Consider the following 24,397-nt stretch of genomic DNA (forward strand, 5'->3'; position numbering starts at 1 on the left):
TCCCAGAGCCGACCTGAAGACCTCTTCAGGTCGCTTCAGGGTGGCTTCAGCTTCGGTCCGGCAGATTGAAGGCGTCCGACAGGGACAGGAAAACGGACCGGCTCGGGAGGCCCTTCATGAAGCGCAACATCGTTATCGCCGCGATCACTTCGGCCGTGCTGATCGGCGGCGGCACGTACACCGCGGCGATGGCCCTGACGGGCGGCCAGGGGGACGACCGGGGCGCGGCCCCGGTGGTGCCGGTGACCACGGCGACTCCCTCGTCGCCTTCGGAGCCAGGCGACGACAACGGTACGGATGTCACGGCGTCACCGACCCCGACGGCGTCCCCGACCCGTACCGCGACGCCGTCCCCTACGGCGGACACGCCCCGCGCGCCCCTCACGGCGGCCGACGCCGTCAAGGCGGCGATCGCGGCGCGCCCCGGGGCGGTCTCCTCGGTGGAGGCCTCGGACGACGGGGGCACCGCCGCCGCGCCCGGCCGCTGGGAGGTCGACCTGTTCACCGTGGACGGCCGCAAGGTGGAGCTGCGCGTCAATGCGACGACGGGCGCGGTACGGGTCCACGACGATGACGCCGCCGATGATGACGACAGGAACGACGACAAGGGCGACGACAGGGACGATGACCGCGGTGAACTGGCGGCCCTGCGCGCCGCCACCGTCGATGCCGGGCAGGCGATGTCCGCCGCGCTCGCCACCGTCCCCGGGCGGGTGGTCTCCGCCGAGCTGGACGACGACCCGGGCGAGCCCTGGGAGGTCGAGGTACGCGGCGACGACGGCCTCAAGCGCGAGGTCCACGTCAACCCGACCACCGGCACCGTCACCCTCGGCACCGTCACCCTCGACCGCCACCACGGCTGACCTCACCCGCCACCACGACTGACCTCGCCGCCACGGCGGCACCACCGCGGCGCGACCGCAGCCGCCGCAGCCGCAGCCGCAGCCGCCACCGCAGCCGCCGCCGACCGGCCTCGCGGCCACCCCGTACAGGCGCCCGCCGGTCCCCCGCCGGCGGGCGCCACCCGTACGCGGGGGGGGCGTCAGCCGTGTGTCAGGCCCGCGATGAGTTTGTCCGCCGCCGTGTACGGGTCCAGGGCGCCCGCCGCCACCTCCACCGCCAGGGACTCCAGGCGGCGGTCGCCGTGGAGGTCCCCGATGCGTTCGCGGAGGGCGGTGACGGCGATGGTCTCCACCTCGTGGGCGGCGCGGCGGGCCCGGCGGGCGGTGAGGACGCCGTGTTCCGCCATCCACGCGCGGTGCTTCTCGACCGCCGCCACCAGTTCGTCGATGCCCTGGGCGCGCGCCGCGACCGTCCGTACGATCGGCGGGCGCCAGTCGCCGGGGGCGCGGGCCTCGCCCAGGCCCAGCATGTGGTTGAGCTCGCGGGCCGTGGCGTCGGCGCCGTCCCGGTCGGCCTTGTTGACCACGTAGACGTCGCCGATCTCCAGGATCCCCGCCTTCGCCGCCTGGATCCCGTCCCCCATACCGGGGGCCAGCAGCACCACCGAGGTATCGGCCTGCGAGGCGATCTCGACCTCCGACTGGCCCACCCCTACGGTCTCCACGACGATCACGTCGAACCCCGCCGCGTCCAGCACCCGGACCGCCTGCGGTGCCGCCCAGGCGAGGCCGCCGAGGTGGCCCCGGGTGGCCATCGAGCGGATGTAGACGCCGGGGTCGGAGGCGTGCTCGGACATCCGGACCCGGTCGCCGAGGAGCGCGCCGCCGGAGAAGGGGGACGAGGGGTCGACCGCCAGTACGGCGACCCGCCGGCCCGTTGCCCGGTAGGCGGAGACCAGCGCGGAGGTGCAGGTCGACTTGCCGACCCCGGGCGAGCCGGTGAGGCCGATGACATACGCGTTGCCCGTGAGCGGGGCCAGCGCGGCCATCACCTCGCGGAGCAGCGGTGACGCCCCCTCGACCAGGGAGATCAGCCGGGCCACCGCCCTCGACCCGCCCTCACGCGCCCGGGCCACCAGCCCGGGGACGTCCTGTGGCATGGTCATTCCGTTCCGCTCCCTGTCGTCGCCTTCGCCACCGTCGCCACCGCCGGATCACGCCTCCGGATCACACCTCCGGTACGCGGACGATCAGCGCGTCGCCCTGGCCGCCGCCCCCGCAGAGTGCCGCCGCGCCGGTGCCGCCGCCGCGCCGCTTCAGCTCCAGGGCCAGATGCAGGACGATCCGGGCGCCGGACATGCCGATGGGATGGCCGAGAGCGATCGCTCCGCCGTTGACGTTCACCTTCTCCGGGGAGACCCCCAGATCGCGCATCGACTGGACGGCGACCGCCGCGAACGCCTCGTTGATCTCGATGAGGTCCAGGTCACCGACGTCGAGGCCGGCCTTGTCGAGGGCGTGCCGGATCGCGTTGGAGGGCTGGGACTGGAGGGAGTTGTCCGGGCCCGCCACATTGCCGTGGGAGCCGATCTCGGCCAGCCACTCCAGGCCGAGTTCCTCCGCCTTCGCCCGGCTCATCACGACGACCGCCGCCGCGCCGTCGGAGATCTGCGAGGAGGTGCCCGCCGTGATCGTGCCGTCGGCGGCGAACGCGGGGCGCAGCCGGGAGAGCGACTCCACGGTGGTCTCCGGGCGGATCCCCTCGTCCTGGGAGAAGAGCACCGGGTCGCCCTTGCGCTGCGGGATCTCCACCGGGGTGATCTCCGCCTCGAAGACGCCGTTCTTCCGGGCGGCGGCGGCCCGCTGGTGCGAGAGGGCGGCGAACTCGTCCTGCGGGGGGCGGGTGATCCCGAGCCGGGTGTTGTGCTTCTCGGTGGAGGCGCCCATGGCGATCGACTCGAAGGAGTCGGTCAGTCCGTCGTACGCCATGGAGTCGAGCATCTCGATCGCACCGTACTTGTGGCCGGCGCGGGACTTGGGGAGCAGGTGTGGGGCGTTCGTCATCGATTCCTGGCCACCCGCGACGACGATGTCGAACTCGCCGGCGCGGATGAGCTGATCGGCGAGCGCGATCGCGTCGAGGCCGGAGAGACAGACCTTGTTGACGGTGAGGGCCGGGACGTTCATCGGGATCCCGGCCTTGACGGCGGCCTGCCGCGCCGGGATCTGGCCGGCCCCGGCCTGGAGGACCTGGCCCATGATCACGTACTCCACCTGGTCCCCGCCGATCCCGGCCCGCTCCAGGGCGGCCCTGATGGCGAATCCGCCCAGGTCGGCCCCGGAGAAGGGGGTGAGGGAGCCGAGCAGCCTGCCCATGGGCGTACGGGCCCCGGCGACGATCACGGAGGTGGTGGTGTTCGTTCCAGACATGGGACGCGATCCCCTTACTTCTTGTCGCTTCTCGGGTACGGTGCGGCGGGCCATGGCGTGCGAGTGAACGATGGTTCACATCAAATGTACTGAGCGGAGCGGCTCCCGGTCACCCGGCCGCGCATGTGATCGGCCGCACGTGCCGTACGTCGCGTTCTCCCTCCCGCACGTTGCGTCATCGCCCTCTTACCGCTGCACTGTCTTCATGCTGACCAGAATCGACCACATCGGAATCGCCTGTTTCGACCTCGAAGCGACCGTCGCCTTCTACCGCGCCACGTACGGCTTCGAGGTCTTCCACACCGAGGTCAACGAGGAGCAGGGGGTCCGCGAGGCCATGCTGAAGATCAACGAAACCTCCGACGGCGGGGCCTCGTACCTCCAGCTCCTGGAGCCGCTCCGGGAGGACTCGGCGGTCGGGAAATGGCTGGCCAGGCACGGGGAGGGCGTGCATCACATCGCGTTCGGCACCCCTGATGTGGACGGGGCCGCCGAGACCGTACGGGAGCGGGGCGTGCGGGTCCTGTACGACGAGCCGCGCACCGGTTCCATGGGGTCGCGCATCACCTTCCTCCACCCCAAGGACTGCCACGGCGTACTCACAGAACTGGTCACCTCCCGCCCGGAGCACTGACCTTAAGGATTCGCGGCCCGGTAGAGTGGCGCATCCGGAGCCGGGGCCGGGCCGGGGCCGCGCCCCTGCCGTTGATCTGTCACCATTCCCCGGGGGTCCGTTCGCCGAGAACGGGGCCCAGACAGGGCAGTTGCGACCAGGGGACGGATGGGACCGCGCAGTGCGGGGCTACGAAAGCCAGCAGAGCCACCGAGCTGAGGACGACCACCTCTCGCGGTTCGAAGCCGAGATGGACCGGCTGAAGACCGCGCGGGAGAAGGCCGTCCAGCACGCCGAGGACCTCGGTTACCAGGTCGAGGTGTTGCGTGCCAAGCTCCATGAGGCACGGCGCGCTCTGGCGACCCGTCCCTCCTCCTCGTACGACGCGGGAGACCTCGGCTATCAGGCGGAGCAGCATCTGCGGAACGCGCAGATGCAGGCCGAGCAGATGCGCCAGGAGGCCGAGCGGGAGCTGCGCGACGCCCGCGCCCAGACCCAGCGCATCCTCCAGGAGCACGCCGAGCACCAGGCACGGCTCCAGGCGGAGCTGCACGCGGAGGCCACCCAGCGCCGTCAGCGCCTCGACCAGGAGCTGGCGGAGCGCCGGCAGACCGTCGAGTCCCACGTCAACGAGAACGTCGCCTGGGCCGAGCAGCTCAGGTCCCGTACCGAGGCGCAGGCCCGGCGGCTGATGGACGAGTCGCGGGCCGAGGCCGAGCAGTCGCTCGCCGCCGCCCGCGCGGAGGCCGCCCGCGCCGCCGACGAGGCCCGGCGGCGGCTCAACTCCGAGGCGGAGTCGGCGCGGGCCGAGGCCGAGCAGTTGCTGCTGCGGGCCCGCAGGGACGCCGAGCGGATGATGAACGCCGCGTCCTCGCAGGCCCAGGAGGCCACCAGCCACGCCGAACAGCTCCGCTCCTCCACCACCGCCGAGGCCGACCAGGCCCGCCAGCAGGCCGCCGAGCTGAGCCGCGCCGCCGAGCAGCGGATCGCGGCGGCCGAGGAGCGGCTGCGGGAGGCCCGCGCCGAGGCCGAGAAGGTCCTCACGGAGGCCAAGGAGTCCGCCGCCAAGAAACTGGCGAGCGCCGAGTCGCAGAACGAGCAGCGCAGCCGTACCGCCAAGTCGGAGATCGCCCGGCTGGTCAACGAGGCGACCAGCGAGGCCGAGGCCACCAAGGAGGAGGCCGAGCAGGTCCTCGCCGACGCCCGCGCCGAGGGCGAGAAGCTGGTCGCGGAGGCCGCCGAGAAGGCCCGTACGGTCGCCGCCGAGGACACCGCGGCCCAGCTCGCCAAGGCGGCCCGGACCGCCGAGGAGGTCCTGACGAAGGCGTCCGACGACGCCCAGGCCACCACCCGCTCGGCGAGCGAGGAGGCCGACCGGATCCGGCGCGAGGCCGAGGCCGAGGCGGACCGGCTCCGGGGCGAGGCCGCCGAACAGGCCGACCAGCTCAAGGGCGCCGCCAAGGACGACACCAAGGAGTACCGGGCCAAGACGGTCGAGCTCCAGGAGGAGGCGCGCCGGCTCCGCGGCGAGGCCGAGCAGCTACGGGCCGAGGCGGTCGCGGAGGGCGAGCGGATCCGGGGCGAGGCCCGCCGGGAGGCGGTCCAGCAGATCGAGGAGGCGGCCAGGTCCGCCGAGGAGCTGCTGACCAAGGCGAAGGCCGACGCCGACGAGGTGCGCAGCGGGGCGACGGCCGAGAGCGAGCGGGTACGGACCGAGGCCATCGAGCGCGCCACGACGCTGCGCCGGCAGGCCGAGGAGACCCTGGAGCGCACCCGGGCGGAGGCGGAGCGGCTCCGTGAGGAGGGCGAGGACCTCGCCGAGGTCATGCGGGCCGCCGCCGAGCAGGCGGCGACGGAGCTGCGCGAGGAGGCCGAGCGGGGCGTCGAGGCCCGTAAGGCGGAGGCGGCCGGTGAGCTGACCCGGCTGCACACGGAGGCCGAGCAGCGCTTCACGTCGGCCGAGGAGGCGCTGGCCGAGGCGCGCACCGAGGGCGAGCGGATCCGGCGGGACGCGGCCGAGGAGGCCGAGCGGCTGCGCGCGGAGACCGCCGAGCGGGTCCGTACGCTCCAGGCGCAGGCCGAGGAGGAGGCGCGGCGGCTGCGGACCGAGGCGGCCGAGGACGCCTCGGCGTCCCGCGCGGAGGCGGAGAACGCGGCGGTACGGCTGCGGACGGACGCCGCCACCGAGGCGGAGCGGCTGAAGACGGAGGCGCAGGAGAGCGCCGACCGGATCAGGTCCGAGGCGGCGGCGGCGGCCGAGCGGGTCGGCGCGGAGGCCGCCGAGGCGCTGGGCGCCGCGCAGGAGGAGGCGACGCGCCGGCGCCGCGAGGCCGAGGAGACCCTGACCGGGGCGCGGGCCGAGGCGGAGCAGGAGCGCGAGCGGGCCCGGGAGCAGAGCGAGGAGCTGCTCGCCTCGGCGCGGAAGCGGGTCGAGGAGGCGCAGGCCGAGGCGCAGCGGCTGGTCGGCGAGGCGGACTACCGGGCGACCGAGCTGGTGGCGGCGGCCGAGCAGACCGCGCAGCAGGTACGGGAGACCGTCGCCGGGCTGCACGACCAGGCGGAGCAGGAGATCCTGGCCCAGCGGGCCGCCGCCGAGCAGGCCGCCGACCAGCTCACGGCGGAGACCCGCGAGGAGTCGGAGCGGATTCTCACGGAGGCGCGGGCGGAGCGGGAGCGGGCGTCCGAGGACGCGCACCGGCTCCGTACCCGCTCCCAGGAGGAGAGCGAGGCCGCGCAGGCGCTGGCGGAACGTACCGTCAACGACGCGATCGGCGAGGCGGAGCGGCTCCGTTCGGACACCGCGGAGTATGTCCAGCGGGTCCGTACCGAGGCGTCGGAGGCGCTGGCGGGGGCGGAGCGGGACGCGTCCCGGGCGCGCGCCGAGGCCCGCGAGGACGCCAACCGGATGCGGGGCGACGCCGCCGGGCAGGCCGACCGGCTGATCAACGAGGCGGCGGGCGAGGCCGAGCGGATGCGCGCTGAGGCCACCGAGACGGTGGGCTCGGCCCAGCAGACGGCGGAGCGGCTGCGCGCCGAGGCGGAGCGGCACCAGCGGGAGAGCGAGGCCACGGCCGAGCGGATCAGGACCGAGGCGCAGGAGGAGACGGACTGGCTGCTCGACGAGGCGCGCAAGGACGCGGCGAAGCGCCGTTCCGACGCGGCCGAGCAGGCGGACCAGCTCATCAACAAGGCCCAGGAGGAGGGCCTCCGGGCCGCCACCGAGGCGGAGAAGCAGGCCGACACGCTGGTCGGCGCGGCCCGCAAGGAGGCGGCCCGGATCACCTCGGACGCGACGGTCGACGGGAACTCCCTGGTGGAGCAGGCCCGTTCGGACGCGAACGAGCTGCTGGTGGGGGCGCGGCGGGACGCGACGGCGATCCGGGAGCGGGCCGAGGAGCTGCGCCGCCGGATCGAGAACGAGATCGAGCAGCTCCACGAGCGGGCCCGGCGCGAGACGTCCGAGCAGTTGCGGACGGCGGGCGAGCGGGTCGACAAGCTGATGAAGGCCGCCGACGAGCAGCGCGCCGAGGCCGATGAGAAGGCCAAGCAGGTGGTGGCGGACGCCAACTCGGAGGCGAGTTCGGTCCGGATCTCGGCGGTGCGCAAGGCGGAGGGGCTGCTCAAGGAGGCCGAGCAGAAGAAGGCTTCGGCGGTCCGTGAGGCCGACCAGCTGCGCTCCGAGGCGGTCACCGAGGCACGGCGCGTGGTCGACGAGGGCAAACGTGAGCTGGATGTGCTGGTGCGCCGGCGCGAGGACATCCAGGCGGAGATCTCCCGTGTCCAGGACGTGCTGGAGGCGCTGGAGTCGTTCGAGGCACCGTCAGGCGGCGGGAAGGACAATCCCGTCAAGGCGGGCGCAGCGGCCGGAATCACCCGTTCGAGTAGCAAGTCTTCTGACAGTTAGTGACCGTTGGCGTCTCTGGAGGGGGACGTGCCACTCGAAAGGCTGGACATTCTCCATATCAAACCTGCATCAGCTCGATGACACGCCGCTTAGGCCCCTAGGATTCCCCCTATCACCTCACCGGTCTCATTCGACAGGAACCCCATGAGCGACACTTCCTCCCCATTCGGCTTCGAGCTCGTGCGGCGTGGTTACGACCGCGGTCAGGTGGACGACCGCATTACCAAACTCGTCGCCGACCGTGACAGCGCACTGTCCCGCATCACCTCTCTCGAAAAGCGCATCGAGGAACTCCACCTGGAGACGCAGAACGCGCAGGCGCAGGTGAACGACGCGGAGCCGTCGTACGCCGGTCTCGGCGCCCGCGTCGAGAAGATCCTCCGCCTCGCCGAGGAGGAGGCGAAGGACCTGCGCGAGGAGGCCCGCCGGGCGGCCGAGCAGCACCGTGAGCTGGCCGAGTCGGCGGCCCAGCAGGTCCGTAACGACGCCGAGGCGTTCGCCGTCGAGCGCAAGGCGAAGGCCGAGGACGAGGGCGTCCGCATCGTCGACAAGGCGAAGGGCGACGCGGCCACGCTCCGTTCGGACGCGCAGAAGGACGCGCAGTCCAAGCGCGAGGAGGCCGACGCGCTCTTCGAGGAGACCCGCGCCAAGGCCGCCCAGGCCGCCGCGGACTTCGAGACGAACCTCGCCAAGCGGCGTGAGCAGTCGGAGCGCGACCTGGCGTCCCGTCAGGCGAAGGCCGAGAAGCGGCTGGCGGAGATCGAGCACCGCGCCGAGCAGCTCCGCCTGGAGGCGGAGAAGCTGCGGACGGACGCGGAGCGCAGGGCGCGGCAGACCGTCGAGACGGCGCAGCGCCAGTCCGAGGACATCGTGGCGGACGCGAACGCCAAGGCCGACCGGATCCGCAGCGAGTCGGAGCGCGAGCTGGCGGCGCTGACGAACCGCCGCGACTCGATCAACGCCCAGCTCACCAACGTCCGCGAGATGCTGGCGACGCTGACGGGTGCCGCGGTGGCCGCTGCGGGTTCCCCGGCCGAGGACGAGCCGATCTCGCGCGGGGTCCCGGCGCAGCAGTCCCGCTGAACCGGCCGGTCCGTCGTGTGACGGCCGCTCCGTCGCGTAACGGTCGAAAGGCCCCCTGTCACTCCGGTGGCGGGGGGCCTTTCGCGCGCTTAGGTTGGTCCGCATGATCGAGGCTGCGGGGCTCACCAAGCGGTTCGGCCGCACGGTGGCGGTGGACCGCCTCTCCTTCCGGGTACGGCCCGGGGTGGTGACCGGCTTCCTCGGGCCCAACGGGGCGGGCAAGTCGACCACGATGCGGATGATCCTCGGCCTGGACCGTCCGACGGCGGGCACGGTGCTGGTCGACGGGGTGCGGTACGCGGAGCTGCCGGCGCCGCTGACCCGGGTCGGGGCGCTGCTGGAGGCGGCGTCGGTGCACGGGGGCCGGAGCGCGTACCACAACCTGCTCTGTCTGGCGCAGAGCAACCGGATCCCGGAGCGCCGGATCGGCGAGGTGCTGGACATCGTCGGACTGACGGCGGTGGCGCGGAAGAAGCCGAAAGGGTTCTCGCTGGGGATGGGGCAGCGGCTCGGTATCGCCGCGGCGCTGCTCGGCGATCCGGAGATCCTGATGTTCGACGAGCCGGTGAATGGTCTGGACCCGGAGGGAATCCACTGGATCCGCAATCTGATGAAGACACTCGCACATGAAGGGCGCACGATCTTCGTATCGAGTCATCTGATGAGCGAAATGGCCCTGACCGCCGATCACTTGATCGTCATCGGGCAGGGCAGACTCCTCGCGGACACGTCGATGGCGGAGTTCATCCGGGCGAATGCGCGGAGTTTCGTACGGCTGCGTTCGCCGCATCCGGAGCGGCTGAAGGACGCGCTGCACAGGGCGGGTTTCCCGGCGCGCGAGGCGGCGGACGGCGCGCTGGAGGTGGACGGGGCGCGCACCGAGGAGCTGGGTGAGGTGGCGGCGCGGGACGGCGTCACGCTCCATGAGCTGAGCGCGGAGCGCGCCTCGCTGGAGGAGGCGTTCATGCGGATGACCGCGGAGTCGGTCGAGTACCACACCCGCGGCTCCGGCGAGGAGGGCCCGGCATGGCCGCGGTGACGGCGGTCCTGCGCTCGGAGTGGACCAAGATCCGTACGGTCTCCTCGACGACCTGGACGCTGATCAGCGCCCTGGTGGTGACGGTGGCCCTGGGCGGTGCGCTGTCGGCGGTGGTGAACTCCCAGTTCGACTCGTTGCCGCCGGCCGAGCGGGCCGCCTTCGACCCGACGTACACCAGCTTCTCCGGGATGGTGCTGGGGCAGCTCGCGATGGTGGTCTTCGGGGTGCTGGTGGTGGGCTCCGAGTACAGCTCGGGGATGATCCGGGGGTCGCTGGCGGCGGTGCCGCGCCGGGGCACCTTCCTCTTCTGCAAGATCGCGGTGGCCGGGGCACTGGCGCTGGTGGTGGGGGTGGTCACCGGCTTCGCCGCGTTCTTCCTCGGGCAGGCGCTGCTGGGGTCCCACGGGACGGGCCTCGGCGAGCCGGGGGTGCTGCGGGCGGTGTTCGGGAGCGGGCTCTACATGGCGCTGATCGCGCTGTTCTCGATGGGGGTCGCCGCGATGCTGCGCAGCTCGGTGCTGTCGCTGGGCATCCTGATGCCGTTCTTCTTCCTGGTCTCGCAGATCCTGGCGGCGGTGCCGGGCACGAAGGCCGTCGCCCGCTACTTCCCGGACCAGGCGGGGCGCCAGATCACCCAGGTGGTGCCGGGCGGCCTCACCGGGGAGGCGGCGCCGTACGGGCCGTGGCAGGGGCTGGGGATCATGGCGCTCTGGGTGGTGGCGGCGCTGGCGGGCGGTTACGCGGTGCTCCGGCGGCGGGACGCGTGACGCGGCGGCGGAAGGCGTGACGCGACGGCGGGACGCGTGACGCGACGGCGGAACGGCTTGGCCGGAACCGTCAGCGGCTGGTTATCCTCCTAACTCCTACGGGGGTTTCTTCATGGGGGTTCGCCGGTCCGTGCCGGGCCACCGCCCCGACCACCTGACCTGTCGATGGGGCTGGAGCATAGGAGCATGATCGAGGCAGTCGGCCTGACGAAGCGCTTCGGCGCCAAGACGGCCGTGGACAACCTTTCCTTCCAGGTGCGGCCGGGCCATGTCACCGGCTTCCTCGGCCCCAACGGCTCCGGCAAGTCGACCACGATGCGGATGATCGTCGGGCTGGACCGCCCGACCAGCGGCACCGTCACGGTCGGCGGCCACCCCTTCCGGCGCCTCCCGAACGCCCCGCGCCAGGTCGGCGCGCTTCTCGACGCCAAGGCCGTGCACGGCGGGCGCAGCGCGCGCAACCACCTCCTGTCGCTCGCCCAGCTCTCCGGGATCCCGGCGGCGCGGGTCGAGGAGGTGCTCGGCGTGGTGGGGCTCCAGGATGTCGCCAAGCACCGTTCCAAGGGGTTCTCGCTGGGGATGGGGCAGCGGCTCGGGATCGCGGCGGCGCTGCTCGGCGATCCGCAGGTGCTCCTCTTCGACGAGCCGGTCAACGGGCTCGACCCGGAGGGGATCCTCTGGGTGCGGAGCCTGATGCGCCAGCTCGCGGCCGAGGGCCGTACGGTCTTCGTCTCCTCGCACCTGATGAGCGAGATGGCGCTCACCGCCGACCATCTCATCGTGATCGGCCGGGGCCGGCTCCTCGCCGACATGAGCGTGCCGGACTTCATCTCGGCCAACTCGGCCGACTTCGCCCGGGTCCGCACCCCGGACGGCGATCCGGCGCAGCGGGAGAAGCTGCACGGGGCGCTGGCCGGGGCGGGCGGCGAGGTGCTCCCGGAGCCGGACGGGGCGCTGCGGGTCACCGGGGTGCCGCTCCCCCGCATCAGCGAGCTGGCGCACGGCGCGGGCGTACGGCTGTGGGAGCTCTCCCCGCATCAGGCGTCGCTGGAGGAGGCGTACATGCGGCTGACGAACAGCGCCGTGGACTACCGCTCCACCGCCGACGAGCTGGCCGGCTTCGTGCCGCCGCCCCCGCCTTCGGGGTACGGGCCGCCCGAGGGGTACGCGGCGGCCCTGGCGGCCCAGCAGGAGGCGGAACGGGCGGAGGGGGCCCCGGTGGGCCCCGAGGTCCCGCAAGGGGGCTGGTTCCCCCCGCCACGGCCCGGCGCGCCCGCCGCCGAGCCGGACCGAAGCGACAGCAGCAGCGAGGACGCCCGATGACCACGCCGTACCAGCAGCCCCGGCACCCGGCCCCGGCACCGGCACCGGGCCCGGCCGCGCCCCGGGCCGCCGGCCCCGGCCGCACGGGGCCCGCCCCCGCGCCGTATGTCTCGCCGATCCCGGTCCGTGACGCACACCTCGGCGACGCCCTCGCCTCGGAGTGGACGAAGCTGCGCTCCCTGCGTTCCACGGTGTGGTCGCTGGGCGTGATGGTGGTCCTGATCGTGGGCCTCGGGGTGCTCTCGGCGGTGGTCCTCGCCCGTGACCGCGAGTCGGCGGGCCGGGTGGACATGGCCCTCCAGCCGGTCGACCCCGCGACCCTGCTCTTCCTCGGGGTCTTCGGGGTGATGATGGGCACCCTCTGTGTGATCACGCTCGGGGTGCTGACGATGTCGTCGGAGCACGGCACCGGGATGATGCGGACGACCCTCACCGCCTGCCCCAGCCGGGGCCGGGTGCTGGCCGCCAAGTCGCTGGTCTACTTCGCCCTGGTCTTCACGCTCACGACCGTGACGACCCTGCTCACCGCCGTGCTCCAGATCGCCCTTCTCGACGCCGCGACCCCCGCCCCGGGCGCGCTACTGCGGGCGACGGTCGGCGTCTCCTACTACGTGGCGATGGTCGGGCTGCTGTCGGTCGCGGTGGGCTCGCTGGTCCGGCACTCGGCGGCGGCGATCACCGTGATGATCGGCGTGGTGCTGCTGCCCCTGGTGATGTCCATGTTCATGGTCACCAAGGGGCTCAACGGCGTCCGGATGTTCCTGCTCTCGTACTCGATCCCGAGCATGATGGTGCCGCTCTACGGCCAGGAGTTCGGGTCCGGCCCCAGGGGCGCGACCCCGCTGTTGATCATCACCGGGATCGTGGCGGTGGCGATGGCGCTCGCGTACGTCCTCCAGGAGCGCCGCGACGTGTGAGCCGGCGGGCGCGGGTGCCGGGTCCGCCCGCGAGCCCTCAGTACCGGGGCGCGTTACGGGACCGCTGCACCCGGGAGGTGCGGCGGTCCTTCGCGTTCCAGCAGGCCTGGTGCCAGTGGCGCCGGTCGTCGACCCCGCCGTACTCGGGCCAGGCGACCACGTGCGGCACGGTGGAGGGGATCTCCTGGTCGCATCCGGGGCAGCGGTACCGCTTGCCCGCAGCACTTGCCCCGGCCACATGGCGAACTGACCAATTCTCGCCCTGCCAGGTTTCCGAGCGCTGGAAGCCGCCGTACCGGTCGCCTGGCTCGGCGGCTCGCTCGTTCGGATTCTCGCCGCCTCGGGGGCGGTTGCGGCGCGGGGACACGGGACACCTCACGGGGCCGACGGCACAGTTCTTTTCCAGCCTACGGCCAGCGCCACCGGGCAGACGCCTTCTGAGGCCCGGGAAAGGCCCCCGGACCCGGGCCGGGGACCGGTTCACGGACCGGCTCACGAACCACCCGGCGACAAAAGGCACTTAACAGACAATCGCATGAATTCTGCCGCTGGCCGTGCCTTTGGCACGTGTCAGGCGTTGTTGCCAGTAGGGGGAGTCGCGTCGGCCGCAAGGAGGCAGAAGGCGATGCGTGTGGGAGCTTTTGTACTGGCCGCCCAATTCCCTGGTCAGGGCCAGGGGGAGGCGCTGCACCGGGCGGTGCGCACGACGGAGCTGGCCGAGGAGTCCGGGCTCGACGCGGTCTGGCTCGCGGAGCACCATTTCGTGCCGTACGGCGTCTGCCCGTCGGCCGTGACGCTCGCCGCGCTGCTGCTCGGCCGGACGCGGCACATCCGGGTGGGTACGGCGGTCAGCGTGTTGCCGAACGTCCATCCGGTGGCCCTCGGGGAGCAGGCCGCGCTGCTCCACCTCCTCTCCGGCGGACGGTTCACCCTGGGGGTGGGGCGCGGCGGCCCCTGGGTCGACCTGGAGGTCTTCGGGACGGGTCTGGGCGCGTACGAGCGGGACTTCCCCGAGGCGCTCGACCTGCTGCTCCGCTGGCTGCACGGGGCACGGGTGGGGTACGCGGGCGACCGCTACGCGTTCCGCGAGGTGACCGTCGTGCCCCGCCCCGACGAGGGTCTGGCACCGGGCGGCAGACCCGAGACGATCATGGCCTGTACGAGCCCCCGGAGCGTCCGGCTGGCGGCCGAGCACGGGCTGCCGATGCTCCTCGGAATGCACTGCGGCGACGAGGAGAAGGCGGAGATGGTGGCGCTGTGGCGGAGCCACGCGCGGGCCGCGGGCCTGGCGGGCCCCCGGATCGAGCACGCCCCGCATGTCTCGGCGGGGGTGGCGCAGATCGCGGACGGGCGGGAGGAGGCGGTGGAGCGCCTGGTCAAGGCGATGCCCGGCTGGCTGCGCCAGGGGCTCGGTGCGCATGTCACGGTGGACGGCCGGGCGCGGCGGATGCGCGATCCGGAGGCGTACACACGGCTGCTCTGCGCCCTGCACCCGGTGGGCCCGCCCCGGCTGGCCGCCGACCGCCTCGCCGCGACGGCCGAGCGCACCGGCATCACCCGGTTCGCGCTGCTGGTGGAGGGGTCCGGGGAGCTGGCGGCGACGGAGGAGAACGTACGGCGGCTGGGGACGGAGGTGCTGCCGCTGCTGGGGTGAGGCCGACCGTCAGGGTGGCTGCCGCCCCGGCACCGAGTTGACCGTACGGCCGGTACGGCGGTACGAGCGGTACGGGGCGCGGTACGGGAGCGACAGCCGCAGGGCGTCAGCAGTCGCGCAGTTCCGGGGACTGGTTGAGCAACTGGGCCCGCACCGAGGTGAAGAGCCCCAGCCGCTCGTCGACCGAGGGGTCGAGCGGGAACACCGCGACGCGGTGGCAGTTCTGGAACGCGAGCCGCACTCCGAAGTGACGCTGGAGCGCACCGCGAATGGCGTCACTCGCGAGCGCGCGCAGCAATTGACCACGTGCCTGCTCGTCCGGCGGAGGCGTCTGGTTGTCGGCGAACTGTCCACCGTCCACCTTCAGCTGAGCCACCAGAGAACTGACCATCTCCCATGCGTAGGGCAGGGAGGTCCGGACGCAGTCGACGAAAGCCGCTTCGTCGACCTCGCCTCGCTCGGCCTGTTCCAACAGTGCCGGTGAGACGTCGAGCGACATGGGTTCTCCTCTCGCGACCCCGCGGGGCACGGGGCCTTACGGGCAGGGAAGGAGGCGGCGACGACGCAGCGTGCACGAGCGGCGACCTCCCGCATACACGTTAGGCGCGCCGCCGGACAGACACCAGGAGAATGGGACCACAACCGGCCAATAACGAACAGGGCTTCCAGGGCGAATCGCGCGCGGCGCCGGCCGTCGAGTAGCGTTGCCGACCATGCGTCTCGTCATCGCCCGCTGCTCCGTCGACTACGCGGGCCGGCTCACCGCCCATCTGCCCTCCGCTCCCCGTCTCATCCTGGTCAAGGCCGACGGCAGTGTCTCCATCCACGCCGACGACAGGGCGTACAAACCGCTCAACTGGATGTCGCCGCCCTGCACGTTGAAGGAGGGGGCGGACGCGGACGCCGGCGTCTGGACGGTCATCAACAAAGCGGGCGAGAAATTGATCATCACGATGGAGGAGGTCCTCCACGACTCCTCCCATGAGCTGGGCGTGGACCCCGGTCTGATCAAGGACGGCGTGGAGGCGCACCTCCAGGAGCTGCTGGCGGACCGCATCGAGACGCTGGGCGAGGGGTACACCCTGATCCGCCGTGAGTACCCGACGGCGATCGGCCCGGTGGACATCCTCTGCCGGGACGCGGACGGCGCCACGGTGGCGGTGGAGATCAAGCGGCGCGGTGAGATCGACGGGGTCGAACAGCTCACCCGCTATCTGGAGCTGCTCAACCGGGACCCGCATCTGGCGCCGGTGAAGGGCGTGTTCGCGGCGCAGGAGATCAAGCCGCAGGCGCGGGTGCTCGCCACGGACCGGGGCATCGGGTGCGTGGTGCTCGACTACGACGGGCTGCGCGGTATCGAGGACGACAAGCTGCGACTGTTCTGATCGCAGTTTCACGGCTGTTTCGATCGCAGACTCAACAGAAACGAACGGAAACGAAAGGGTCCGGCGGGCGCGGGTGCGCCTGCCGGACCCCTTCGTTTCCGTCAGATCTGCGTCGGTGAGGTTTGGTTCGCCGACGGTTCGTTCTCGTCGACCAGGCTCGGGGTCGCGTCGCTGACCGTGGTCTGCGGGGAGGACGGCGGGGTCCCGGTGTCCGCCGGGTCCGAGGGGGACTCCGGCGGGTCGTCCGTGGGCTCGGGGTCCGAGGGGGTGGGGTCCGTCGGCGGGTCCTCCGGGGTGGAGGACGTGGGGCTGCCGGTGGGCTCCGTGGGCCGCCCCGTGCCGGACGGGGAGGTGCCGGGGGAGGTGCTGGTGGAGTCCGACGGCGACTCCGAGGGGGACGGGGACTCGGAGGGGCCGGGGCTCTCCGAACTCTCCGTGGCGCTCGGGGAGGCGGGCGCGGCCGGGGCCCCCGGCTGCCTCGGGGCGGTGCCGGCGGGCTCGTCGGCGGGGAGCGGGGTGCCCTTCTCCGCGTCGTCCGGGCCGGTGGAGTGCCCGGTGCCGGGCCGGTCCGGGAGCGTGCCGTCGCCGCCCGAGGTCGCCCCGAGCGTCACGACCGTACCGAGGACGGCGGCGACGAGGGCGCCCGCGCCGGCGGCGACGAGGTTACGGCGCGCCCCGCCCAGCGGCGGGCGGCGGGCGTGCCCGGGGCCGCCGGGCCGGGGCGCGGCGACCGGGGTGCGCGCGGTCACCTGCGTACGGTACGGGTCCCCGCCCGGGTTGCCGGGCCCCATGGGGGCGGCGGCGGGGACGGCCCGGGTGCCGGTCGGACCGGCCGGGAGGGCCGGCCTGGCCGGCTTCGAGAGTCCGGGCAGCTCGGGCAGCGAGGCGCCCGCGAGCCGGGTCCCGGACTTCTCGTACCGTACGGTCGGCGCGTCGGCGCCCAGCGGCCTCGGTCCGTTCGGCGCCGCCTCGCGGTCGGTGACCAGGGCGAGCGCCCGGCGCCCCGCGACCGTGCCGATCTTGTCGGCGAGGGCGCCGCGCATCCCGATCGACGCCTCCAGCTCGGCGCGGGCCCAGTCGAGGCTGCCGACGCAGAGCGCGAGGACGCCCAGCTCGTGGTGGAAGTACGCCTCTTCGGCGACCTCCCCGGCGACCCTGGCGGCCTCGGAGCCGGTCCGCAGGGCGCGTTCCCAGGCGCCCCAGTGGAGCCCGGCGAGGAAGGCGGGGGCGGCGGAGCGGGCGAGCAGCACGGCGGCGCTGGCGTGGCCCGCCTCCGTGCCGGGCACCAGCGGCCCCATCGCGGCGAGGATGGCGCCCGCCTCGGCGGCGGCGCGCTCCGGGGTGACCGAGGGGTGCCCGGCCCACCAGGCGTAGTGCTGGGCGGCGGTGTGCGCGTGGGCCACCGCGTCCGCCCCGTACCCCTCCGCCTCCAACTGCGCGGCGACACCCGGCGCGAGCCGGTAGCGCCCGCCGACCGGGGTGAGGAGTCCGCAGCTCATCAGCTCGCCGAGGGCGGCGTCCGCGTGGGTGTCGCCGACCAGGGCCGGCAGATGGGCCTGGTGCGGGACCTCGCCGCCGAGCGCGACGGCGAAGCGCAGGGTGGCGCGGGCCGACTCGCTCAGCCGGGCGGCGAGCGGGGCGGCGGGCGCGGCGCCCTCGCCGAGAGTGGGCAGCGGCGGGCCGCCCGCCGTATCCGGGGAGGGTACGGCGGTGGCGAGCGCGCCCCGGGGGCCTTCGGCGGAGACCACCGCGCCGGAGGCTCCGGCGCCCTGCTCCGGCGCGGGCTCGTAGGGGTGCGCGTACGGCTCGAAGTCGCTGAACTCGCCCGCCGCCGCACGCGCCTGGTCGCGCTGGAGCAGCAGCGCGCCGGCCTGGACGAAGCGGAGCGGCAGCCCCTCGGACTCGAACCAGAGGTCGCCCGCCCAGTTCGCCTCCTCGTCGGTGAGCGCCCGTTCGACGACATGCTCCAGCAGCTCCAGCGAGGAGCCCCGGCCGAGCCCGCCGAGGGGGACCTCGGCGAGGAGCGCGCCCTCCGAGGGCGGCGGGGTCTCCGGGGTGGCGGCGCAGAGGTAGGCGCACTCCGGGGTGGCCGCGAGGAGTTCGTCCAGCGCCTCGCCGCCCAGCTCCAGGTCGTCGAGGAGGACGACGGCGCCGATCTCGCGGACCCGTTCGGCGACTTCGGCGCGGCTCGGGCGGACCAGGGGCGAGTGGTACACGGCCGCGTACAGGTCGTACAGCAGCTCGGTGGCGGTGCGGCGGTAGCCGGAGAGCCGTACGACCCCGTCCGGCGCGAGCCCCGCGCACTCCGCGCCGACGGCGGCCAGCAGGGCGGTGCGCCCGGAGCCGGCCGGCCCGGTCAGCCGTACGGAGAGACCGCGCCCCAGCAGCTCCGTCAACTGGGCGCGCTCGTCGCGCCGCTCCAGCAGCGGGAGGGCGGGCGCGGCGGGCCCCGGCGGGACCGGCGGGCGGCCCGCGCGCTGGTACTCGGTGCGCTCCTCGGCGGTGCGGCGGGCGGGCCCGGCGTGCGCGCGGCCCGGCGGGAGGAGTTCGATCTCGCTGCCGTCGACGGGGTTGACGGTGACGAGGAGGTCGCCGGAGACGAGCTGGACGGTACGGACGGGCTGCGCCGGGGTGATGGGGCCCGCGCCCTTGATGTGGGCGACGGCGGCCGGGGGCGAGGCGGGGGGAGGCGCCTCGCCGGGGGTGATCATCACCCGGGGCGGGCGCGGCGGTTCGGCCCGCGCGACGGCGACGGCGCCGTCCCCTTCGTGCACACTGACGCTGACGCCCGCGGGCTCCGCCGCGTACGGGGCGTCGGGGACGCCCGCCGCGCCGTCGGAACCGCTGTCCGTACGGGCGCCTCCGGCCCCGCTGTCACCACCGGCGCCGCGCGTCTCGTCGTCGTCCAGGCCGTGCTCCCGCGGCGCCCGGCTTATCGGGTCCATGCTGAAAAGCCCCCCAGATCATGGCGTGTCGTTGCCCCCGGTCTCACACGCCTCATCCTGTTGCTTCCGGTCCGGTCCGCTCCCCCGGGGTCCCCGTCGCCGCTCTCGGCCGGGTCCTGACCCCTCGCACAGTATCTACGAACAGCCGGGATGGCAGCGCTTCGGCCACATCACGGTCTCGTGAGGATTGTGCGAGCGGTGTGCGCGTGGCCTGGTGGGGCCCGCGCCGCCCCAGGTCAGACCCGGGGAAGCGATTCCGCCGCGATACCGCCCTCGATGGCGAGGATGCGGTGCAGCCGGGTGGCCACCAGCAGACGCTGCATCTGCGGGGGGACACCCCTCAGCACAAGCCTCCGGCCGCACCGCCCCGCGCGTCGGTGGGCTCCCATGATGACGCCGAGTCCGGTGGCGTCCCAGGAGTCCAGTTCGGTCAGGTCCAGCACCAGGTCGCCGGCTCCGTCGTCGACGGCCGAGTGCAGGACCGTACGGGCGTCCGCCGCGCTGCGGACGTCGAGGCGGCCCCCGACGACCAGCTCGGCGTGGTCGCCCCTGATATGCATGTGTACTCCCCGAGAGTTTCCGTGCTCCGGACTGCGTCTGGTCGGCTCTTCCGCTCTTCTGATCCGCCGTTCCGCGCTGCTGTTCTTCTCTTGTTCTTCCATCAACTGACACTCCGGCGGCCCGAGAAGTTGCCGTCCGTTGGCGAACCGATACCGAATTCACCCCGTGGAGTGACCGGTCGGCGCGCGCGTGGTCAGTGCGCGTGCTCCGGGCGGCCGGTCAGTGCGGGTAGAAGCCCTGCCCGCTCTTCCGTCCGATGTCACCGGCGTCCACCATCCGGCGCATCAGCTCCGGGGCGGCGAACTTCTCGTCCTGCGTCTCGGCGTAGATGTTGCCCGCCGCGTGCAGCAGGATGTCGATCCCGGTCAGGTCGGCGGTGGCGAGCGGGCCCATGGCGTGCCCGAACCCCAGCTTGCAGGCGAGGTCGATGTCCTCGGCGGTGGCGACGCCCGACTCCTTGAGCTTCACCGCCTCCACGACGAGCGCGGTGATCAGCCGGGTGGTGACGAACCCGGCGACATCGCGGTTGACGACCACACAGGTCTTGCCGAGCGACTCGGCGAACTCCCGTGCGGTGGCGAGGGTCTCGTCGCTGGTCTTGTAGCCGCGTACCAGCTCGCACAGGGCCATCATCGGCACCGGTGAGAAGAAGTGGGTCCCGACGACGCGCTCCGGACGCCCGGTGGCCGCCGCGATCTTGGTGATCGGGATGGCCGAGGTGTTGGAGGCGAGGACGGTGTCGTCCTTCACGAGCGTGTCGAGGGTGCGGAAGAGTTCGTGCTTGACGTCGAGCTGTTCGAAGACGGCCTCGACGACGATGTCCGCGTCGGCGGCGGCGTCGAGGTCGGTCGTCGTGGTGATACGGGCGAGCGCCGCGTCGGCGTCGGCCTCTTCGAGCCGGCCCTTGGCGACGAACTTCCCGTACGAGCCCCGGATCCGCTCGACGCCCTGGGCCAGCGCCGCCTCCGTGACGTCACGCAGGACGACATCCCAGCCCGACGCGGCCGCGACCTGCGCGATTCCGGCTCCCATGAGTCCGGCTCCGACGACGGCGAGCTTCCTGGCCACAAGGCACCCCACGTTTCCCGTTCGGCTTCTGTTCAGATGTCACGCGTATGTGCTCGCGCTGCCTGTGCGGGAGGTTAGCGGTCGCGGAGCGCCGTGTAACGGTGAAGAGATGCGCGTCACGTCTCACATGACGGACATCACACCGGCACGCCGGGGCGGTTACCCCCGTGACCGCTTTTCACACCTTCACGCCACGGGAACTTTCACCGGAACTTTCGGTGCGCCACAGCCGGGCGTAGGCGCCGCCCTCGGCGAGCAGCCGCTCGGGGGAGCCCTGTTCGACGATGCGGCCGTGGTCGAGGACGACGACCCGGTCGGCGCGGGCGGCGGTGGCCGGCCGGTGGGCGACGACGACGGTGGTACGGCGCGCCCCGGCACCCTCCCCGGCGCGCTCCCCCGCGCGCTCCCCGGCGCGGGCGATGGCCTCCTCGGTGGCCGGGTCGAGCGCCGCGGTGGCCTCGTCGAGCAGGAGCACGGCGGGGGCGACGAGTTCGGCGCGGGCGAGCGCGATGAGCTGGCGCTGCCCCGCGGAGAGCCCCCGGCCGCCCTCGCCGACGGGCTGCCGGAAGCCGTGCGGCTGGGCGGCGACGGCGGTGAGCGCGCCGACCGCGCGGGCCGCCGCCTCCACCTCGGCGTCGGTGGCCTCGGGCCTGCCGTACCGGATGTTGGCGGCGATGTCCCCGGTGAACAGATGGGGCTCCTGCGGTACGTAGCCGAGCAGCCGCCGGTAGCCGGAGACGGGCCAGCGGCGGATGTCCGTACCGTCGGCGAGGACGGTGCCCCGGTCCGGGTCGGCGAACCGGGCGAGCAGTTTGACCAGGGTGGACTTGCCGGCGCCGGTGGTGCCGACGACGGCGACGGTCTCGCCGGGCTCGATCCGCAGGTCGATCTCGCTCAGCGAGGGCCGGTCGGCGCCGGGGTAGGTGAGGGAGGCGCCGCGCAGTTCCAGCGCGCCGCGCAGCCGTCCGGGGAGCGGGTCGGGGTCGGCGGGGGCGGTCACGGAGGGGCGGAAGCCGAAGAGCTGGAGGGTGCGGCGGAGCCCCACCGACGCCTGCTGGTAGGCGTCGAAGGTGAGCGAGAGCTGCTGGACCGGCCCGAAGAACATGCCCAGGTAGAGCAGGAAGGCGACGAGGACACCCGGTGAGAGCCGGCCGTCGGCGACCCGGTGGACGCCGACGAGGAGCACGAGGGCGCGGGAGAGTTCGGCCGCGAGGCTGACGCAGGGGAAGTACACGGAGGCGTACCGCTGGGCGCGCAGCCGGGAGGCGCGGTACGCGTCGGAGAGCCGGCCGAAGTCGTCGGCGGCGCCCTGCTCACGGCCGTGCGCCTGGGCGGTGCGGAGTCCGCTGACGTTCTCCTGGAGCGAGGCGTTGACCTCTCCGATCCGGCGCCGGGCGTCATCGTACGCGGCCGAGGAGAGCCGCCAGAACACCACGGTGGCGCCGAGCACCAGCGGGAGCAGGGCGAGTGCGGCGAGGGCGAGCGGCGGGTGGACGACGGTCATGGCGCAGGCGGCGCCGAGGAGGGTGACCAGGGAGGCGACGGAGGTCAGCAGGCTGTTCTGGAGGAAGGCGGCGAGGGCGTCGATGTCGTTGACGACCCGGGTCATGATCTGGCCGCCGCGTTCGCGCTCGTAGAAGTCGAGGCCGAGCCGCTGGAGCTGGGCGAAGGTGCGGACGCGCAGCCCGTACAGGACCCGCTCGCCGGCCCGGCGGGTGACCCGTATCTGGGTCGTCGTCGCGCTCCAGCTCACCGCGACCGCGAGGGCGGCGAGCGCCACGCAGAGCGCGAGGACGCCGCCCTCCCCGGCGGAGACGCCGGAGTCGAGGCCGTGGCGGACGAGGAGCGGCAGCGCGGTGGCGGCGGCCGTGTCGGCGGCGAGGAGGGCGAGGCCGAGGAGCAGGGGCCCGCGTACGGGGCGGAGCAGCGCGCGCAGCGTGAGCCCGGCGGCGGGCGCGCGCAACTCCCCCTCGTCCAGGCCGGGTTCCTCGTCCAGGACCTCGCCGTCCGGGGCCTTGGCTGGCGCCGGGACGGGCCAGAGCTCCGGGGTGACGCCGGCCGCCGCCTCCCCGGTGGTGACGCGTTCGTCCACACTGCCGCTGGGTCCGGCGAGCAGTTCCCGGAAGAGGGCGCACCGCTCGGTGAGTTCGGCCTCCGTACCGCAGTCGACGAGGCGTCCGCCGTCGAGGACGGCGATCCGGTCGGCGAGGGCGAGGGTGGAGCGGCGGTGGGCGATGACGACGGTGGTGCGCCCGGCGGCGGCCTGGCGCAGGGCGCGCTGGATGACGGCCTCGGTGGCCGGGTCGACGGCGGAGGTGGCGTCGTCCAGGACGAGGATCCGGGGGTCGGTGAGGAGCGCGCGGGCGAGGGCGACGCGCTGGCGCTGGCCGCCGGAGAGCTGGGTGCCCCGCTCCCCCGCCTCGGTGGCGTAGCCGTCGGGGAGGGCGGAGATGAACCCGTGGGCGTCGGCGGCCCGGGCGGCGGCCTCCACCTCGGCGTCGGTGGCGCCGGGGCGGCCGTGGGCGATGTTGTCGCGGAGGGAGCAGGAGAAGAGGAACGGGTCCTCGAAGACGGAGCCGACGGCGGCGCGCAGCGAGTCGAGCCGTACGGTACGGAGGTCGGCGGGGTCGCCGGGGGCGCCGATCCGGACGCTGCCGCGCTGGGGGTCGTAGAAGCGGCTGAGCAGCAGGGAGACGGTGGATTTGCCGGAGCCCGGGGGGCCGACGACGGCGAGGGTCTCGCCGGGCCGCACGGTCAGCGACACCTCGCGGAGCACCGGGTCGCTGGGCGCGTATCCGAAGGTGGCGGCGCGGAGTTCGAGCTCCAGGGGGCCTTCGGGGAGGTCGCGGGCGTGCGGGTGGTCGGTGATGTCGGGGCGCGCGTCGATCAGTTCGAAGACCCGGTCGCAGGCGGCGCGGGCCTGCTGGGCGTTGACGGTGAAGCTCGCGAGGAGCCGGGCGGGCCCGGCGAGCAGCGTCAGATAGCCGGCGAAGGTGAGGAAGGTGCCGATGTCGATGGTGCCGCGCAGGACGAGCCAGCCGCCGAGCGCGAAGAGCGCGACCTGTCCGGCGGCGGGGAGCGCGGACAGGGTGGCGGTGGCGGTGGCCTGGAGGCGGGCGACGACGAGGCGGCGGCCGAAGAGGGTGCGGCAGGCGCGGGCCATCCGGTCGGTCTCGGCGTCCTCCTGGCCGAAGGCCTTGACGACCCGTACGCCGGTGACGGTCTGTTCGACGTGTTCGGCGACGGCCGCCGCCTGGGCCTGTCCGGCCCGGGTCCCGGGCACCAGCCGCTTCCTGCTGCGGGCGGCGGTGTACGCGAGGGCGGGGACGACGGTCAGGGCGACCAGGGTGAGCGGCGCGGAGAGCCAGAGCATGGCGGCGACGGCGACGAGGGACTGGGCGGTCACGCCGATGGGGACGGGGAGCATGCCGAGCATCGTCTGGATCTGCTGGAGGTCGCTGTTGGCGCGGGAGACGACCTGGCCGGTGCGCAACGCGTCCTGGCGGACCCCGTCGTACCGCTGGATCGAGGCGAACACGTCGGTACGGAGCCGGTGCTGGACGGCGAGGGCGAGTTTCCCGGCGACATAGCGGCGGGTGAACTCGGCGCCGAACTGGACGGCGGCGAGGGCGCAGAGGACGGCGGCGAGGACGCCGACCCGGTCCAGCCGGCCGGCCACCGCGTCGTTGACGGCGAGCCCGGTCAGCAGCGGCCCCACGGCTTCGAGGCCGGTGCCGAGGACCGAGCCGAGGACAAGTGCGGTGAGGAGGCCGGGGTGGTGACGGCAGGAGGCCAGGAGCCGTCGCATGCCGCCCGGTTGAGGTCGCGATCCCGTGGACATGAACTTAGCTTAGGCTAACCTAATC

General features: G+C 73.6%; 18 protein-coding genes. 10 read left to right on the plus strand and 8 right to left on the minus strand.

Annotated features, from left to right (window positions below; all coding sequences use genetic code 11):
• The first annotated feature begins 116 nt into the window (after window positions 1-116).
• Entirely contained in the window at window positions 117-863 is a 747-nt protein-coding gene (locus AB0O07_RS13980) for a PepSY domain-containing protein (RefSeq protein WP_365631701.1), read from the plus strand.
• Window positions 864-1,042: 179 nt separating this feature from the next.
• On the opposite strand, the gene meaB is transcribed toward AB0O07_RS13980, so the two are convergent.
• Window positions 1,043-2,002: a methylmalonyl Co-A mutase-associated GTPase MeaB gene (gene meaB / locus AB0O07_RS13985; RefSeq protein ID WP_365632978.1), complete on the minus strand. Its 960-nt coding sequence runs from the start codon at window positions 2,000-2,002 to the stop codon at window positions 1,043-1,045.
• A gap of 67 nt (window positions 2,003-2,069) precedes the next feature.
• Window positions 2,070-3,272, minus strand: coding sequence for an acetyl-CoA C-acetyltransferase (locus AB0O07_RS13990; RefSeq protein WP_365631703.1), 1,203 nt, complete (start codon window positions 3,270-3,272; stop codon window positions 2,070-2,072).
• A 205-nt stretch (window positions 3,273-3,477) separates the two neighbouring features.
• Between AB0O07_RS13990 and mce the strand changes: the two genes are divergently transcribed.
• From mce to AB0O07_RS14025, 7 genes are all read left to right on the plus strand, one after another.
• A complete protein-coding gene (gene mce / locus AB0O07_RS13995; RefSeq protein ID WP_365631705.1) occupies window positions 3,478-3,906 on the plus strand; it encodes a methylmalonyl-CoA epimerase in 429 nt (142 codons plus the stop codon).
• Between the two features lie 160 nt (window positions 3,907-4,066).
• Window positions 4,067-7,789 (plus strand): polarized growth protein Scy, encoded by a 3,723-nt coding sequence (gene scy, locus AB0O07_RS14000; protein ID WP_365631706.1) that lies wholly within the window; start codon window positions 4,067-4,069, stop codon window positions 7,787-7,789.
• 144 nt (window positions 7,790-7,933) lie between these two features.
• Window positions 7,934-8,872: a cellulose-binding protein gene (locus AB0O07_RS14005; RefSeq protein WP_365631707.1), complete on the plus strand. Its 939-nt coding sequence runs from the start codon at window positions 7,934-7,936 to the stop codon at window positions 8,870-8,872.
• A gap of 103 nt (window positions 8,873-8,975) precedes the next feature.
• Complete coding sequence (locus AB0O07_RS14010; RefSeq protein ID WP_365631709.1) at window positions 8,976-9,911, plus strand: ATP-binding cassette domain-containing protein; 936 nt, start codon at window positions 8,976-8,978, stop codon at window positions 9,909-9,911.
• Window positions 9,899-10,678 carry an ABC transporter permease subunit gene (locus tag AB0O07_RS14015; RefSeq protein WP_365631711.1) on the plus strand — a complete coding sequence of 260 codons (780 nt, stop codon included), beginning with the start codon at window positions 9,899-9,901 and terminating at the stop codon, window positions 10,676-10,678. The genes AB0O07_RS14010 and AB0O07_RS14015 overlap by 13 nt, the downstream gene beginning before the upstream one ends.
• A gap of 186 nt (window positions 10,679-10,864) precedes the next feature.
• On the plus strand, window positions 10,865-12,001 hold the full coding sequence (locus AB0O07_RS14020) for an ABC transporter ATP-binding protein (protein WP_365631713.1): 1,137 nt from the start codon (window positions 10,865-10,867) through the stop codon (window positions 11,999-12,001).
• Window positions 11,998-12,918, plus strand: a complete 921-nt coding sequence (locus AB0O07_RS14025; RefSeq protein WP_365631715.1) for an ABC transporter permease subunit — start codon at window positions 11,998-12,000, stop codon at window positions 12,916-12,918. Before AB0O07_RS14020 ends, AB0O07_RS14025 begins: the two co-directional genes overlap by 4 nt.
• A 37-nt stretch (window positions 12,919-12,955) precedes the next feature.
• Here AB0O07_RS14025 and AB0O07_RS14030 read toward each other — a convergent pair whose 3' ends face one another.
• On the minus strand, window positions 12,956-13,285 hold the full coding sequence (locus AB0O07_RS14030) for an ATP/GTP-binding protein (protein ID WP_365631717.1): 330 nt from the start codon (window positions 13,283-13,285) through the stop codon (window positions 12,956-12,958).
• Window positions 13,286-13,543: 258 nt separating this feature from the next.
• Here AB0O07_RS14030 and AB0O07_RS14035 point away from each other — a divergent pair, with 258 nt between their 5' ends.
• Window positions 13,544-14,572, plus strand: coding sequence for an LLM class flavin-dependent oxidoreductase (locus tag AB0O07_RS14035; RefSeq protein WP_365631719.1), 1,029 nt, complete (start codon window positions 13,544-13,546; stop codon window positions 14,570-14,572).
• Between the two features lie 106 nt (window positions 14,573-14,678).
• On the opposite strand, the gene AB0O07_RS14040 is transcribed toward AB0O07_RS14035, so the two are convergent.
• Entirely contained in the window at window positions 14,679-15,071 is a 393-nt protein-coding gene (locus tag AB0O07_RS14040; protein ID WP_365631721.1) for an SCO5389 family protein, read from the minus strand.
• A 214-nt stretch (window positions 15,072-15,285) separates the two neighbouring features.
• On the opposite strand from AB0O07_RS14040, the gene nucS reads away from it, so the two are divergent.
• Window positions 15,286-15,957: an endonuclease NucS gene (gene nucS, locus AB0O07_RS14045; protein WP_365631723.1), complete on the plus strand. Its 672-nt coding sequence runs from the start codon at window positions 15,286-15,288 to the stop codon at window positions 15,955-15,957.
• Window positions 15,958-16,058: 101 nt separating this feature from the next.
• Here nucS and AB0O07_RS14050 read toward each other — a convergent pair whose 3' ends face one another.
• The 4 genes from AB0O07_RS14050 to AB0O07_RS14065 all read right to left on the minus strand — a co-directional run bounded on the left by AB0O07_RS14050 (window position 16,059) and on the right by AB0O07_RS14065 (window position 24,372).
• A complete protein-coding gene (locus AB0O07_RS14050; protein ID WP_365631725.1) occupies window positions 16,059-18,902 on the minus strand; it encodes an ATP-binding protein in 2,844 nt (947 codons plus the stop codon).
• A 236-nt stretch (window positions 18,903-19,138) separates the two neighbouring features.
• On the minus strand, window positions 19,139-19,462 hold the full coding sequence (locus tag AB0O07_RS14055; RefSeq protein ID WP_066956508.1) for an STAS domain-containing protein: 324 nt from the start codon (window positions 19,460-19,462) through the stop codon (window positions 19,139-19,141).
• Between the two features lie 220 nt (window positions 19,463-19,682).
• Window positions 19,683-20,531: a 3-hydroxyacyl-CoA dehydrogenase family protein gene (locus AB0O07_RS14060; protein ID WP_365631727.1), complete on the minus strand. Its 849-nt coding sequence runs from the start codon at window positions 20,529-20,531 to the stop codon at window positions 19,683-19,685.
• A gap of 178 nt (window positions 20,532-20,709) precedes the next feature.
• Window positions 20,710-24,372, minus strand: a complete 3,663-nt coding sequence (locus AB0O07_RS14065; protein ID WP_365631729.1) for an ABC transporter ATP-binding protein — start codon at window positions 24,370-24,372, stop codon at window positions 20,710-20,712.
• Window positions 24,373-24,397: the final 25 nt, after the last annotated feature.

The organism is Streptomyces sp. NPDC093085 (genome assembly GCF_040683935.1).
GTDB lineage: Bacteria > Actinomycetota > Actinomycetes > Streptomycetales > Streptomycetaceae > Streptomyces.